Source organism: Gorillibacterium sp. CAU 1737 (genome assembly GCF_039888655.1).
Lineage (GTDB): Bacteria > Bacillota > Bacilli > Paenibacillales > NBRC-103111 > Gorillibacterium.
This window is the reverse complement of sequence record NZ_JBDQQO010000001.1, coordinates 743760-757783: the sequence shown is the minus strand read 5'-3', so window position 1 is coordinate 757783 and position 14024 is coordinate 743760. Positions and strand designations below refer to the sequence as shown.

Here is a 14024-nt window from a genome sequence, read left to right as displayed (position 1 = left end):
AGGAGAAAACACGCCTGCAAGGAGTAGAAGCCTCCACGCAGGCGTGCTGTAAGTTGCCAACTATTCGGTTTTGATCGCCTCGAGGGCGCTCAGCTTCATCGCCCGACGGGCCGGGTAGAACCCCGAGATTAAGCCGATCAAGGTGGCAAACACAACCGACGATCCCATTAGCCACAACGGAATGATGGAGCTTTTGATCGGTACTCCGTTCGCGTCCACCATCCCGCCTCCACCCATGGTGGAGCCGAGCAGGCTGCCGCCGAATTTGTTGAGCAGGTAGGAAGCCCCGATACTGGCCAGTACCCCCAAGATACCGCCGAAGAATCCGATAAAGCCGGCCTCCAGCAGGAACAGGCGGCGAATGTCCTTCAGCTCGCAGCCAAGCACCTTCATGATGCCGATCTCCCGCGTGCGTTCGTAGATGGACATGATCATCGTATTGGCTATACCAATCGCCGCAACGACCAGAGAGATGGCCCCGATGCTGCCGAGCAGCATCCGCATCATCTTGGACTGCTCCTGCATCCCCTTCAACACGTCGGTCAATGCGCTGGTCGAGAAGCCCAGCTTCTTGATCTCCTCGCGGACCGGCTCGACGTATTTCATGTCGGTCACCTGAACAATCGCTCGCTGGTAGCCGGACTGGGTGTTGTTCCCCATCCCTTGCTGGCGGTTGGCCTTCGAATTTTCCCGAAGAAGCTTATTGAGATGCTCCAGGTTCATGTAGACCGACCAATCCCGCTCATTGTTCGATTGAACGAGAACGCCGCTCGCCTTGATTTTGTACAGCTTCGAAGGCTGTTTTTCTTCCTGACCCGGATTCTCCGAATTGCCGGTGTTTTCCCCGTACATGGTATCGAAGGTCAGTTGCATCTTCTCCGTCAACAAATCCATCTGTGGGGCAGGCTGGTAAACACGTGACTTCGGATTGTAGAAGTTCATGGGGACGCCGAATCCGAAGAGAAGGGAATCGGTATCCGTCTCCTCCAGCAGTCGTCCGGTGGCTGCCTTATAGCCGAGCTTCTCGATCGCTTCCGGACGGATCCCCGTTAACTGAATCCAAGCCATGTACTTGCCGACAATGACCTTGGCAGAGGTTTGCACAAGCGGAGTCGCGACTTGAACGCCTTTCATCGCGCTCATCGTTTGAACGGCTTTATCGTCGAGCTTGGCCGTCCCCGTCTTGCCTCCTCCGCCGATCATCATCCCTCCATCTCCACCACCAGGGTAGACATCAATGGTTGTCAAGCTCCCCATCTGGCTGACCTGCTGCTTGAAGCCCTCGTTCATCCCGAGGCCAACGGACAGCATTACGACGATGGACGCGGTTCCGATCACCACGCCGAGGATGGTCAGGAAGGAGCGAATCTTGCTTCGGAGAAAGTTGATCGTCGCGAGTCGGATCAGATCGAAGCTATTCATCCAGCTCCAGTTCCTTTCTCTTCCGCCGTTTCCTGCGGAGGATCAACCCCGTTGTCAAGGCAGCCAGAACCACGGCTGATGGAATGCCGATCCACATAATCTTTTTCCACTTGTCGCCGGAGCCCGCATTCATCGGCGGCTCCATACCGGGCTGCTCGCCCGGCATCGGCTCCATGACCGGCATATCCATAACATTGACGGTGAAGGCTTTGCGAATCTCGGTCTGCTTGCCGGTCGCATCCTCGAAGGTGAAGACGACATCCCCCTTCAACTCTCCGGCTGCATTCGGAATGATCGAGAAATCATACGTATCGGTCCGGCCTGATGCAAAATTGCCGACATAATAGCCGCCACCGCCGGTGGTGGTGAAATCCCCTTCGGCTTTAATCATGAGGTTGTACAGAACCGACTTGCCCATGTTATAGAAGTCCATGCTGAGTGATACCGGCTGGCCGGGATAAGCTTCACCCAGTACGTTCACCTCGCCGGCCATGAAGCGATTGTTCTGCATGACCGGGATGCTGACCGATTCCTTGGAGGTGTAAGGATTGCCCTTCTCATCCTCGTACTCAAAGTTGAGCGAGATCGGGTAGATCTTCGCTTCTGCATCCGGCTTGGCTCGCAGCTTCAAGGAACGCTCCACCGAAGCAGTCTGCCCGATATTCTCAATGAAGAAGGTGTTGCTGCCGAGGGCGGTAAAGGTGCCGTCGTCGGAAGTAACCGTCAGCTTGATGTTCCGAACGCTCGTCAGGCGGCTCGTATTGAGAATCGACATGGACAGCACGGCGTCCTGTCCAGCCAGAACGGATTGCGGATCGAACTGGTATTGGCTGATGATGATTCGCGGAACGGTTTTCTTTTCTCCGTCCGGATCAGTGGTTTTTCCTTCTACGTAGACCCCGACATATTGGCTCAAGGTTGCCTTGCCAGCGGCCGCTTCTCCTGTTGCCTTCGGGTCATCGTACTCGACCGTAATTCCGATCGGATAGCTCTTCGTCGCAGCGTCCGGCGCTACTTCGAAGGCGAAGGTCAACTTCTTGCTTTCACCGGGACTCAGCGCCGGAATCACCATCGTGCTGAGGGATTTCGGGATCAATTCCTTATCCGTTGTAAGGGCAGCCTTGATGTTCTCGCTCTTCTTCGTTCCCGTGTTCTTCACCACGAAGGAGACCATGAACGCATCCTTCGGCACGAGCGTCGCTTGCGGAGCTTGAATGTCAGCCAGGGTCAGCAGCGCTTGCCCGCTGGATTTGGTGATAACCGGAATGAAGACTTGGCTCTCTTCCGTGATGACCGTTCCGGTCTCGTCCTTGTATTGCCATTTGAGCCCCAACTGCTGGCTGCCTCCCGGCGTTGTGGAGGATACGCTCAGGTTATAGGTTACCGTTTCGAGGCTAAAGCCATTGATCTGATTGATTTTACGAATATCGGTAGAGTTATCCAGCGTAAAACCCTCGGGCTTCAGTCCAGTCAGGGTAATGCGGACGTCCTTCGCGGGCAGGCTGCCGGAGTTGGACAGCGCCACCTTCAACGATACTTTCCCACCAGGGACCACTTGGGCGGGCGACTTGTCTACCTTTTCCAAGACGATAACAGGCCCGGTCGAATCGTTGTTCACCTTGATGTAGAGCGTCTCCGAGGAAGTGAACGAATCTCCCATCCCGTTGGTAAAGGAAAAGCCGGCCTTCACTGCATAGATTCCGGAGGCCGCATCTGCTTTGATCGGAATCGAGAAATCCGCCGTCTTGGTGACGGAGCTCCCCAGGCTGTCTACCGAGGCGGACAGGTTGGTCATCCCCTGCAGGAAGGGAATTTTTGTCTTGTCTTCCGGTTCCAGCGTCACCATGATGCTCTGCGCACTGTAGGTAGAGGTATTCTTGATGGGAAGCTTGAGGCTGAGGGTGCTTCCCGCCTTGACCGTCGGGATGTCGCCCGAACCCACGATGCTAATTTTCGGCACGAGCTTGCTCGTGTCGATTTGGAAAGGCGTCGGGGTGGGGGTTGGGATTACTTCGACGGTTGGCTGTGCTTGGGTAATATTCAACGTTTCTTGAAAGTTTCCACTCGTTCCATCCTCAAGGGTGTAGAAAAACGTGAGCTTTAATTTATTCCCTGTTCCGTTGTAAACAAGCGGCAAACCAATAGAATATTTATCTTGATCATTTAGGTCCGCATCTCCTATGCGATTTGATGTTTGACCATAAAAGGAACTTGACTCATCAATTTCAACGTAGAGATCATTGAGCTTTTGGTTAGCTTTCTTAAAGTTCACGGTAATCTTAACATTTTCTTTTTCCTTAATCTTTTGCGAACTTGAAGTGTAATTTAATACAAACAACTCCGGTCCTGCCGCATGAACAGCAGGCGCAGGCAAAAGCCCGCCAATAAGGCCAATGACCAAAATAAGTGCTACCCATAGATTCCGTTTCACATGACCACCCCGACCGATTCTTCATTCTTTGGTTTGACTTCCATGCCCTCGACGATGCCGTCCCGGATTCGGATGATGCGGTCTGCATAAGCCGCGATCTCCAGATCATGCGTGACGATAACAAGCGTCTGGTTCTTCTGACGCGCAAGCCTGATCATGAGCTCCATGACTTCGAGCGTCGTCTTGGTATCCAGGTTCCCTGTCGGCTCATCCGCGAAGATGATTTCGGGATTTGCTGCAAAGGCGCGCGCAATCCCGACCCGCTGCTGCTGGCCGCCGCTCATCTGGGACGGCTTGTGCTTCACGCGGGTGCCGAGTCCGACCGCTTCAAGCAGCTTGGCGGCACGCTTCTCCCGAACCCTTCGCGAAATCCCTTTGAAGGTCAACGGCATACAGACGTTTTCCAGCGCACTGAGCGAAGGGATCAGGTTATACGATTGAAAAATAAAGCCGAGATAGTCTTGACGAAAGCGAGCAAGCTTCTTCTCGCTCATGCGGCTTACGACCTCGCCGCGAATGGTGACGGTTCCCTTGGTCGGCTTCTCCAGTCCCGCCATCATGTTCAGAAGCGTTGACTTCCCGGAACCCGATGTCCCGAGCAGGCAGCAGCATTCTCCCTTTTCGATGGTGAGATTGATCGTGTTCAGGGCAACGACCTTCTCGCTCCCGAGCCGATAGACCTTGCGCAGGTCCTTGATTTCAATGATGGGCTCCCCCACGATGCTTGTGTTCCCCCCTGTCTTCTCCCGATGTTCAACTATGTATGTCCGACCTCTATTATAGACGATCTACCCCCTCATTTTGTTTCAATCTTACGAGGGGATTGAAGCAAATCTTCTTCCTCGACGAGAATGCCCTCCGGCAGCTCATATTTGACCTCTGCGCAGTTGGCGATGAGCCTTTCTTCACCGGCTTGGGTTCCCGTCCGTTTGTCTGTAGAGAAACGCCAAATCTCATTTTCTCGATACAAAATATCGTGTTTCCGCACAAACCGGTGCTTGCGTTCTTCAATATGGTAGGAAAGCGGCCATTCCTCTTCGCAAAACAAGGCTCCCTTCAGGTGTTGTTCCGTCAGCCAGACCCGAACTTGGAAGGTGTGGGAAGTCGGGTTGAATAGCCTCAGATCGATATAATTGTAAAAGACGCTGGCTCCGCTTCCGAAGGGCAAGACCCGCTGGTCATCGGGAAAGGGATCGAAGCTGTGATGATGCCGTTCCACCACCTCGAGTGGAGAGTGCAGGGCCATCCAGTACAACAGATTGGCCAGCTGGCAGAGGCCGCCGCCTACTCCCGTCTTGACCTCCCCTCTGGACAAGAGAAGGCCGTCGATATACCCTTTATCGGCGGAAGGAACCCCGATTCGGTTCCAGAACGAGAAGGTTTCACCCGGTCGAATCAGGAGCCCGTCGATCGTTGCACTGGCGATCCCGAGGTTCACCACCTTGTTCTCTTGAAGCTGAGGATCGGAAGCTCCCAACCTTCGGCGAAGCAGCGACTGATGCTTCTTACAAGCAAAAGAGAACGTTTCCTCTGTTTGAACCGATGCAAAACGAAGCGAAGGCCGGAGATCCTTCCATTTCCGATTGATCCGAAGCTGATTGACCCTCGCTTGATATAGGACTGGAAACCGCTTGAGAATGGCACTCTTCATGACGTTCCCCCCATTATTGATACTGAATACTAGACGTTTTCACTGGAGGATATGTTACAGAATCTTCCTTCGCAAAAAAGAGCGAATCGAACGGGCTGCGGTTGCCCACTCGATTCGCTCATTTTCATTGTTTCCACCGCGATTATGAAACGCGCAGCTTCCCGTTCTCCAGCTCCAGCACGCGGTCGCAGTGATGAAGCACCCGCTCATCATGGGTAACCATGATAGCCGAGCTTCCTTCCCGCTTGACCTGATCCGCGATGAGCTGCACGACCTCCTGCCCTCTCGCCGCATCCAGGCTTGCGGTAGGCTCATCGGCAAACAGGACGTCCGGCTTGTTCATGAAGGCACGGGCGATGGCCGCCCGCTGCTTCTCTCCGCCGGACAACTTCTCAGGATAGGCGAGCCTGCGTTCCGCCAGCCCCAACTGACCGAGCAGCAGCTTGGCGCGTGCAGAGGCTTCCGATCGCCTCATCCCGGCCAGCTTGCCCACATAGAGCAGCTGCTCCTCCACCTTTAAATACGGAACCAGGTGGGCGCTCTGAAAGATGAATCCGAATTGGCGAAGGCGCAAATCGGCAAGCTCCTTGCTGCTCTTGTCCGCAAGAGAGCGGCCGTCGACCCGAACCTCACCGCTCGTTGGAGTAAGCAGCGCCGCCGCAATGGACAGGAAGGTGCTTTTGCCAGACCCGGACGGCCCCATGACCGCAATGAATTCCCCTGGCTGCACGTCCAGTGACAGCTCGCGCAGAATGGAGACCCTGCCGCTGCCATCCTCATAGGAATGTGTTATCTGATGCAAGCTGAGCTTCGGCTTCATCCGGCTGTCCCTCCTATCGCTTCCAAAGCATCCGTACGCGCCACTTTTCCAATGGACAGCAGCGAACCGAGCACCGCGACCAGAACGAAGGCTCCGGCGGTCAGCAGCATGGTTGCCGTTCCGAGCCGGAAGGGCATCGTGTCCGGGAGCGCCTGCATCATGAACCGGACGAGAAGAAGACTGATGCCCGCGCTTCCCACCGACAGGAGCAGCACCTGGACGATGAGCCCCGCTGCCAGCGTTCCGGTTCTGGCACCGATTGCTTTGAGGATGCCAAACTGACTAAGCTTCTGCAAGGTGATGACATAGAAGAACACAGCCAGAACAAAAGCGGCGATCACGTACAGGAAAGCGATCATAAGCGTGAAGGAGCCTTGCTCCTCGCTGTAGCCCGGAATGGCATCAATCGCATCTTGCCGCGGAATGATATCCGTCTCGGGAAGGCGCTGAGCCAGTTCATGGACTTGCTCCTTCGTCGCTTGAACGGCAATGACATTATAGGAATCTGTTTGGGTGGAGGCTTGCGAGCGGAAAGCGGCTCGAAGCTTGGCACCGTCCTTCTGGTTCAGGAACACAACCGGCGTATGGCTGTATGCCGACTGATCCACAAACCCGCTGATCGTCCAGGACATCCCGGAGGCCGGATCCTTCAGAACCGTGCCGACCTCTGCTCCTGCGCTCTTCAGTTTTTTGTCCGCCAGAACGTGACCTTCGCTTGTACTCGTGATCGTGCTTCCTTCCATCACGTCGGGCAGGAGCCAGCTGTCCGCATCCACCGTGAACAGGGTGACATCCTTCTTCACGGCCGCTCCTTCGATGGATACGGTAGACATCCGCACCGCGAGCGGCAAAGCTTTGTCCGAACCAACCACTTCTTGGGCTGCATCCAACTCATTCCCGGTCAAGAGAGACCGTCCGAAGCGGTTGTCCGCCCCCTTTTCCAAAACAAAATGATCCGCCTTCATCGTCTCCAAGGCCGAAGTGGTGTCGTACGCCAGCCCTCTGGCGAGCCCGGTTATAAACAGCACGAGAAACGACACCAGCAGCATGATGGTCACGACAAGCGCGAATCGCAGCTTGGCATGACGAATTTCACGGAGTGCCAAATACATCGGGTTCATTCCCTCCTTCTCTCTATAGGCCAAGTATAGGAAGGGTTTATGAACTCCGTATGAACAAGGGATTACAGGTCAGGAAGCTCGACCGTGAACGTCGTTCCTTCTCCTCTCGTGCTCTCGACGGCAAGGGTTCCTCCATGCAGCTGCACGATTTTGAGGGCGATGCTCAGTCCGAGTCCCGTGCTGCCCGAACGCCGTTCCCTCGCTTCATCCACTCGGTAGAAGCGGTCGAACAGGTAAGGCAAGTGCTCCGCATCGATGCCCTCCCCCGTGTCAGAGAAACGAAGGATCGTTCGGCTGCCGATACGCTCTGCCTTAACCTGAATCGAGCATCCCGCCGGGATATGCTGAATCGCGTTGCCGAGCAGGTTCATCCATACCTGCATGAGCAGCACCTCGTCACCGGTCAGCTCCAGGCCGTCCGGGACTGCGAACGAAACGGCCAGCTCCTTTTGCTCCAGCTGCCACTCCAACACTAGCAGCGCCTCCCGAAGCTGAGCTTTCAAAGAAAACCGCCGAACTTTCAGCCCTTCCTTGCCCTGCTCGATGGCGGACAGCGTCAGCAGCTCCTTGCCGAGCCGGGACAGGCGGCGGCTCTCCTGAGCGATCACCTCCGCATACCGCTTCAGCTCATCGTTCGGCAGCTCACTGTCCGCCAGAACCTGGGCGAAGCCTTGAATGGACGTCAGCGGAGATTGGATCTCATGCGAGACGTTGGAGACAAACTGCTGACGCGCCTGCTCGGTTCTCTCCAGCTCGCGGCTCATCTTGCCGAAGTGAACCGCCAACTGGCCGATTTCATCCTTGCGCTTCTCCGGCAACTTGTGCTGAAAATGGCCTTCCGCCATTCGCTTCGTAGCTTCGGTCAGGTCCGTAATCGGGCGAACGACAAAGCGGGTGCTGAAGAGGAAGAAGATCAGGCTGCAGCAGACCGTCAGCGCCCCGATCAATGCGAAGAAGATGCGCAGTTCACCGAACTGGAGCACCACATCAGGGCGAAGAAACAACGCGTAGGTTTTGCCTTCCGCTTGGATCGGAACACCGATGGTATTGGTTAGGCTGTTGTCAAAAAAGCCGGTGATGAAGGGTTTGGTGGGAAACTGTCCCACTCCGTGGTAAACGCCGCCCGCCAGAACCGCCAGCACGGTTTCCTGCGCGATCTCTTTTTCACGAAACGGCCGCCCAAAAAACGTTCCGTTCCCTTGGTCGTCCACCAGGTACAGCTCGTACCCGATGGCCGCTGTATTCGTCAAATACTCCGTAAGGTCCTTCGAATGCTCCTCCGCGTAGGAGCGGATCGTTTGGGTGATTTCGGTCAGCTTGTTGTCATTGTAGGGCTTCAGCTTCACATGGTAGTAAACATTCGAGAGGAGAAAGGCGAACAAGCTGCTGAACAAAACGGTGCCGATGGTAATGAGGAAGACACGAGTATAGATCGATTTCATCGGCCCTTCACCTCGATCTTATACCCCAGACCGCGTACCGTCTCGATGGTGAAATCCTGCTCATAGCCGGCAAAGCGCTGTCGCAGCCGCTTGATGTGCACATCTACCGTTCGATCGTCCCCTTCGTAGTCTGCGCCCCAGATGAGGCGGATCAGATCTTCTCGGGAGAAGACCCTGCCGGGGAACTGAGCCAGTTGGGACAGCAGCTCCAGCTCCTTCAACGGCAAAAGGAAGACCGTCTCCCCGTCCGTCACCTCCGCCGTCTTGCGGTCGATGATGATTTGGTTCAACCGAATCCGGTCAAGCGAAACGTGCAGATAGCGGCGGAACAAGGCTTTGATGCGGAAGAGCAGCTCCTCCGGCTCGAAGGGCTTTGTGACATAATCGTCGGTACCGTGCCGGTAGCCCCTCTCCTTGTCCGCCAATTGATCCCGAGCGGTGAGCAGGATAATGGGAAGATCCTCTCGTTCCCGCAGCCGTTCACAGAGGGTATACCCGTCCAGCCCGGGCATCATGACATCAAGAATGGCCAGGTCGAACGTCTCCGTCTCGGTCAGCCTTTCCGCAGCAAGCCCATCCTCCGCCTCGGTAACCCGGTAGCCTTCCCGGAGCAGTACATGGCGCACCAGCGCACGAATATTGGCATCATCATCCGCAATTAAGATATGCTTCATTGAGGTTCCTCCTGTCCTGTCACGACAAGAATAGCATATCGGGCTGGTTTGACAAATCGCGTTGGATGAAATCGCCATCGGTTGGAAACGCTATTCCACAGGCAAGTCCATTATGAGCCAGGAGGAACCCCCATGCCGGATGAAGCAGAACTTCGCAACCAGCTGAATGAGAAGAATGACTCCCTCGCCGAAAAGAAAAAGATCGAAAGCGGAGTCGATATTGAACCTGAAGCGGATGAATGGGTCGCCAAGCCCGCCGCCTTGTTCGATCCCGAAGATCTGGTGGAAGACGAGCCGTAACCGTCTGTTTCCTCAAAAAAGTCCCGTTTGCCGCGCTCATCTGAGCCGCTAACGGGACTTTTGTGCGGGAACTAAGCCTGGAGCTCGTCTCTGGTCGAGCTGATTTGATCGGCGATTGCGCCGTTTCCGGTGAGAACCTCCACCATGAGCCCCGCTCCCGCCCGAAATCCGGTGCGAAACGATAGGCCTTGTTCGATGGCGTGCCGTTTGCCGTATAGCTCCAGCAACGCTTCAAGTTCAACCCAATCGGAATGCGAATGGCGACGCCGCCAGTCCTCCAACGCCTTGAGGATGGTCTCGCTTGCTTTTCTCACGGCTTCATTCCGGATAATGGCTTCATCAGGGTGGCACAGTTCCCCGCGAATTAACTGTTCAATCATACTCTTCATTGCTTCCTCCTTCGGACAGTCCTTTCTAATTGGAACATTATGGTGAAATCATACCATGAGCGAAGGCTGTTTTGTAGAGTATACTACGTAGATTGATAACGATCCCCCACAAGATAATGAAGCTAAAAAGAGGAATGCATTTGTTACCCGAACAGATTTTTGGAAACGTCCTGCGCGATCTGCGCAAAAAGTCTCAGATCAGCCAGGAAACATTAGCCTTTCAGAGCAACCTGGATCGAACCTATATCTCCATGCTGGAGCGTCATGTTCATCAGCCTTCGCTGCAATCCTTGTTCGCCCTGGCCGAAGCACTCGGCATGAAGGCATCTGAATTTATCGAGCTGATGGAAGCTGAAATGGAGGAAGTCCCGTACGAAAACAAAGACTAGCCGCGCAATTGCGTGACTAGTCTTTTTACTTGCCCTGGGTTCGCATGTGTTAGAGCTAAATCAAAATGTCGAAGCTCAAGCCTGAGGCCTCTTCTTGGGCCAGACCAAGTAAGTAGCCGTGATCACAAAGTCAATCAGGAGAACAACCGACCAAATCTGCGTCACACCCGCTAATCCAGAAGTACGAGAGGCATCATCCATGATGAGGGTAAGCCCCCAAATAAGTCCGGCGGCCACCAAGAACGCGGCTACATGCTTAAGAAAGGTTCTAAGCTCTTGCATGGAATGCTCCCGCCCATACCTCTTGGGAGGCAATGCCCCTTTTCGAAGGATGAAGACCTGGTACCGCTTATCCGCCCAACGAATCATGTCTCTGCCAAACAAGAGGGATACCCCAATGTACACGGCTGCGATACCGTGCGCGGCTGTCGCAGTCGCTCCGCCATACAAGTCGATTCCCGTCAAGAGCAGCAGCAGCACATCAATCACCGGCGTCATGGCGAGCAGCACAAGGCCTGCCTTTTCCATCTTGAATGCATACCGGGTAACAAGCCCCGCTCCAATAAAAAGCCAAAAGGCCACTTCGCAGGCGATGATGGCCCAAGCAATTCCACTCATCAAGACCCTCCAGTCCATACAGTTGTATGATTTCGATCCATCACAGTTTATCATGAACATCTATTCCATACAAGTGTATCATTTCGTTGTGTCCGCCTTCTTCTTTTGCTACAATGAGGATATGGTGAAACGAGTCGATCATACCCAACGAAAAATTGAAATTGCAGAAGCTGCTTGGCGTGTCATTCTTCGCGACGGCGTTCAGGCTGCTACCGTTCGCAACATCGCAGCGGAGGCGGGGCTGACCCTCGGCGCCCTCCGTCATTACTTCTCCGTTCAGGAGGAACTGCTTGCCTTCGCGATGAAGCTCGTTCAGGAACGGGTGGGAGCACGCGTCCGGAGCCTCTACCCGCTTGCTATGCCCCCGAAGGAAAAGGCAACTCGACTCCTTCTGGAGCTGCTACCGACGACCGCAGAGAAAATGACAGAACTCGAAGTGTGGTTCTCCTTCACCTTTCAGAAGCTGGCGGCCTCTTCCGATTCATCCAGCATCGAGCCGGATGGCATCCTGTGGTTGGTTACCCGAGTGATGGACGATCTGGAGGAAGCCGGCGCACTCCGCCCCGACCTGAACAAGGAGCTGGAGGCGGAACGACTGTACGCGGTTGTTGACGGTCTCGCCCTGCATGCATTGATGGAACCCGGGAGGCTCTCCTCCGACACCATCACCGCGATTCTCTCCGCCCATCTGGATCACCTCTGTCTATCCGATTCCCTCGGGACGGAGCCGCCCCAACCCCAAAAGAGCTCCTGATCCGCCATGACGGACGAGGAGCTCTTTTTGATTGATTGAGATGCAAGGTCATTTCCCACTATCGGATGCTGCTTTTAAACGCTCGTACAGCGCTCGAGTAGCCTGCGGATTGTCCGTGTTGTAGACCACATGGAGCTCGCCCAGGTTGATAACGAGATACGGCGGGATATCCTTAAAGACATACAGCTTCGATCGGCCCCATCCATCCAGACGAAAATCCCCACGGGCGATTCGATCCGTTGCGATGCCATTCGTACGCCTTCCCGAGGGCAAGCTCTCTTCCAGGGTGAGCGTCTGAATTTGATCCAGCGAGAAGGAGTACGAATACAGCGGGTAGCGGATGTCTACCTTCTGATCAGCGGTAACTTCCAGCTGCGGCGTTCGGCTGTCCAGTATCCCGATGAGAAGGCCTACGCCGAGAATCACCGCTGCTGTCACGCCTAAGGTTCCCCACAGGAAGGCTCTCCCTCCCCGCGTCCCGACATTCACCGTCGTGCCGAAGCCGAATCTCTTCTCCACAAAGATCGCAGGATTATTCGGGTTGCGGTACAGAAGCCCGCCGATCCATAGGTCATCCTCGTCTACCGGCAGCTCGGCTTCCCCTTCGTCGCCCAGCCATTTCTTCTTGTGAGAGAACCATAGCCAGGTATAGGAAAGCACGAGCACAATTGGAACAACCCCCAGCACGAGCACCCATGCGGCAAATCCGCCTTCCGTCCCCGTCTCTGCATCCCCAGTCCAATAGAGCAGGGCGGCAAACAAGCTTTCAAAACAGGCAACCGCCAGAAAAAGCTTCGCGAGCGCCCTTGTTTTCACACGGTGCAGCGCTGCGTTAACCTGGCTCTCCTTGTGATACAGCTTTGTTTGTAACTGGCGCACCGTCCAAGCCTGCCAGGCAAACAGCACGGAGAACAAGCATGAAATTCCTGCCGATATCGCAATCGGAGTCTGGCTATCCTGAATGGCGAGGTAGGCAAGAGAGAGGGATAGCGCGAACGGGAACAGGAACCAGGCTAGCGACAAGCGGCCCTTTCCCTTCTCCCGCGAAGCCCGGAGATCGGCTTGAACAATCCGCTTCTCCCCCGTATCCCATCCCTTGCGGTGCTTCAGCAGCTTCAAACTCCGATGCGCTTGGCCATATGGAGCATAGGAGACGACGAAAGATAGCACAACCCAGAAAAAAAAGTATCCGTAGACCGAAAGAAAGGCCTTCAAGAAGAACAACGGGAGGAGACACAGAAGGAGTACGGCGCTCGCCATCCCCATCATTCGGTGGAAGTACTTTGTCGCCGCCTGAACTTCGGGGTCTATTAGTGCTTGCTCGGGTAAGGTGATCCCAAACGAGCACCTCTTCTGCGGCTTCGCCTGAGCCCAAAAGGTCCCCATCGCAATCGCGCCGGTGAGCAGAGCAATGCCTGCGAACACATAGGATAGCATGTTAGTTCCCCTCCATTTCGGGAAGGGGCTTGGGCAGACGCAGCCCCGCGATGATGGACGTACATAGCTCATGGAACTCCGCTGCGTTCATTCCCCGCAGGAATGCTTCGCAAATGGTCAGCTTCAATTCGCGCTCCAGCTTCCCACGATACGGTTCGTACCCCCCGCCTGCCGATAAGAAGCCGTCGCTGACTGCTGCTCCTCTGCGCCGATCCATCTCCAGAAACCCTTCTGCCTTTAACTGAGCATACGCCTTGTTAACGGTCATTGGATTGATGCCAAGGTCCTGCGCCAACTGGCGGACGGTGGGCAGACGCTCGCCAAGCTCCAATTCACCGGTTCCGATCGCCGTCACGATCTGGTTCCGCAACTGGGTGTAAAGCGGTTCCTCGCTGTTGAAATCCAGGCTAACCCGCATGGACTCTCCTCCTTTATGTATTATTTGTATTATATCTTATAATACATAATCAGAGAAGAGGATCACGAAAAGAGCCGTCCCCTCCCCGCTGCCATGCAGGGATCAGGACGGCTCTTCTTTCGCTGCGGGTAAACGTCAGCAGGACGCATGGTGCGTTT

Annotated in this window: 15 protein-coding genes; 3 read left to right on the top strand and 12 right to left on the bottom strand. The window is 55.1% G+C overall.

What is annotated here, in order from left to right; all coding sequences use genetic code 11:
* Positions 1-60: 60 nt before the first annotated feature.
* The 8 genes from AAFN83_RS03525 to AAFN83_RS03490 all read right to left on the bottom strand — a co-directional run bounded on the left by AAFN83_RS03525 (position 61) and on the right by AAFN83_RS03490 (position 9561).
* Positions 61-1422 (bottom strand): ABC transporter permease, encoded by a 1362-nt coding sequence (locus AAFN83_RS03525; RefSeq protein ID WP_347767094.1) that lies wholly within the window; start codon positions 1420-1422, stop codon positions 61-63.
* Positions 1415-3382, bottom strand: coding sequence for a COG1361 S-layer family protein (locus AAFN83_RS03520; protein ID WP_347767092.1), 1968 nt, complete (start codon positions 3380-3382; stop codon positions 1415-1417). The genes AAFN83_RS03525 and AAFN83_RS03520 overlap by 8 nt, the downstream gene beginning before the upstream one ends.
* Positions 3383-3849: 467 nt before the next feature.
* Complete coding sequence (locus tag AAFN83_RS03515; RefSeq protein ID WP_347767090.1) at positions 3850-4572, bottom strand: ABC transporter ATP-binding protein; 723 nt, start codon at positions 4570-4572, stop codon at positions 3850-3852.
* Between the two features lie 77 nt (positions 4573-4649).
* Positions 4650-5504, bottom strand: coding sequence for a VanW family protein (locus AAFN83_RS03510; protein ID WP_347767088.1), 855 nt, complete (start codon positions 5502-5504; stop codon positions 4650-4652).
* 142 nt (positions 5505-5646) lie between these two features.
* On the bottom strand, positions 5647-6324 hold the full coding sequence (locus AAFN83_RS03505) for an ABC transporter ATP-binding protein (RefSeq protein WP_347767086.1): 678 nt from the start codon (positions 6322-6324) through the stop codon (positions 5647-5649).
* Positions 6321-7445 (bottom strand): ABC transporter permease, encoded by a 1125-nt coding sequence (locus AAFN83_RS03500; RefSeq protein ID WP_347767085.1) that lies wholly within the window; start codon positions 7443-7445, stop codon positions 6321-6323. Before AAFN83_RS03500 ends, AAFN83_RS03505 begins: the two co-directional genes overlap by 4 nt.
* A gap of 62 nt (positions 7446-7507) precedes the next feature.
* A complete protein-coding gene (locus tag AAFN83_RS03495; protein ID WP_347767084.1) occupies positions 7508-8887 on the bottom strand; it encodes a HAMP domain-containing sensor histidine kinase in 1380 nt (459 codons plus the stop codon).
* Positions 8884-9561, bottom strand: coding sequence for a response regulator transcription factor (locus tag AAFN83_RS03490; RefSeq protein ID WP_347767083.1), 678 nt, complete (start codon positions 9559-9561; stop codon positions 8884-8886). The genes AAFN83_RS03495 and AAFN83_RS03490 overlap by 4 nt, the downstream gene beginning before the upstream one ends.
* 132 nt (positions 9562-9693) lie before the next feature.
* Between AAFN83_RS03490 and AAFN83_RS03485 the strand changes: the two genes are divergently transcribed.
* Positions 9694-9861, top strand: coding sequence for a hypothetical protein (locus AAFN83_RS03485; protein WP_347767082.1), 168 nt, complete (start codon positions 9694-9696; stop codon positions 9859-9861).
* A gap of 71 nt (positions 9862-9932) precedes the next feature.
* Here AAFN83_RS03485 and AAFN83_RS03480 read toward each other — a convergent pair whose 3' ends face one another.
* Positions 9933-10250 carry a DUF6809 family protein gene (locus AAFN83_RS03480; RefSeq protein WP_347767080.1) on the bottom strand — a complete coding sequence of 106 codons (318 nt, stop codon included), beginning with the start codon at positions 10248-10250 and terminating at the stop codon, positions 9933-9935.
* A 140-nt stretch (positions 10251-10390) separates the two neighbouring features.
* Here AAFN83_RS03480 and AAFN83_RS03475 point away from each other — a divergent pair, with 140 nt between their 5' ends.
* Entirely contained in the window at positions 10391-10639 is a 249-nt protein-coding gene (locus tag AAFN83_RS03475) for a helix-turn-helix domain-containing protein (RefSeq protein WP_347767078.1), read from the top strand.
* 75 nt (positions 10640-10714) lie between these two features.
* Here the strand turns inward: AAFN83_RS03475 and AAFN83_RS03470 are convergent, their stop codons facing one another.
* Entirely contained in the window at positions 10715-11257 is a 543-nt protein-coding gene (locus tag AAFN83_RS03470) for a hypothetical protein (protein ID WP_347767076.1), read from the bottom strand.
* Between AAFN83_RS03470 and AAFN83_RS03465 the strand changes: the two genes are divergently transcribed.
* On the top strand, positions 11235-12011 hold the full coding sequence (locus AAFN83_RS03465) for a TetR/AcrR family transcriptional regulator (protein ID WP_347767075.1): 777 nt from the start codon (positions 11235-11237) through the stop codon (positions 12009-12011). The genes AAFN83_RS03470 and AAFN83_RS03465 overlap by 23 nt on opposite strands.
* Before the next feature lie 48 nt (positions 12012-12059).
* Here AAFN83_RS03465 and AAFN83_RS03460 read toward each other — a convergent pair whose 3' ends face one another.
* On the bottom strand, positions 12060-13448 hold the full coding sequence (locus AAFN83_RS03460; protein ID WP_347767074.1) for a DUF5808 domain-containing protein: 1389 nt from the start codon (positions 13446-13448) through the stop codon (positions 12060-12062).
* A 1-nt stretch (position 13449) separates the two neighbouring features.
* Entirely contained in the window at positions 13450-13866 is a 417-nt protein-coding gene (locus tag AAFN83_RS03455; protein WP_347767073.1) for a GntR family transcriptional regulator, read from the bottom strand.
* Positions 13867-14024 lie beyond the last annotated feature (158 nt).

Coding starts and splice junctions, on each gene's coding strand:
- AAFN83_RS03480 (WP_347767080.1), bottom strand. CDS start 10,250: ATGAAGAGTATGATTGAACAGTTAATTCGCGGGGAACTGTGCCACCCT.
- AAFN83_RS03455 (WP_347767073.1), bottom strand. CDS start 13,866: ATGCGGGTTAGCCTGGATTTCAACAGCGAGGAACCGCTTTACACCCAG.
- AAFN83_RS03490 (WP_347767083.1), bottom strand. CDS start 9,561: ATGAAGCATATCTTAATTGCGGATGATGATGCCAATATTCGTGCGCTG.
- AAFN83_RS03525 (WP_347767094.1), bottom strand. CDS start 1,422: ATGAATAGCTTCGATCTGATCCGACTCGCGACGATCAACTTTCTCCGA.
- AAFN83_RS03470 (WP_347767076.1), bottom strand. CDS start 11,257: ATGAGTGGAATTGCTTGGGCCATCATCGCCTGCGAAGTGGCCTTTTGG.
- AAFN83_RS03485 (WP_347767082.1), top strand. CDS start 9,694: ATGCCGGATGAAGCAGAACTTCGCAACCAGCTGAATGAGAAGAATGAC.
- AAFN83_RS03495 (WP_347767084.1), bottom strand. CDS start 8,887: ATGAAATCGATCTATACTCGTGTCTTCCTCATTACCATCGGCACCGTT.
- AAFN83_RS03465 (WP_347767075.1), top strand. CDS start 11,235: ATGGCCCAAGCAATTCCACTCATCAAGACCCTCCAGTCCATACAGTTG.
- AAFN83_RS03500 (WP_347767085.1), bottom strand. CDS start 7,445: ATGAACCCGATGTATTTGGCACTCCGTGAAATTCGTCATGCCAAGCTG.
- AAFN83_RS03505 (WP_347767086.1), bottom strand. CDS start 6,324: ATGAAGCCGAAGCTCAGCTTGCATCAGATAACACATTCCTATGAGGAT.
- AAFN83_RS03510 (WP_347767088.1), bottom strand. CDS start 5,504: ATGAAGAGTGCCATTCTCAAGCGGTTTCCAGTCCTATATCAAGCGAGG.
- AAFN83_RS03460 (WP_347767074.1), bottom strand. CDS start 13,448: ATGCTATCCTATGTGTTCGCAGGCATTGCTCTGCTCACCGGCGCGATT.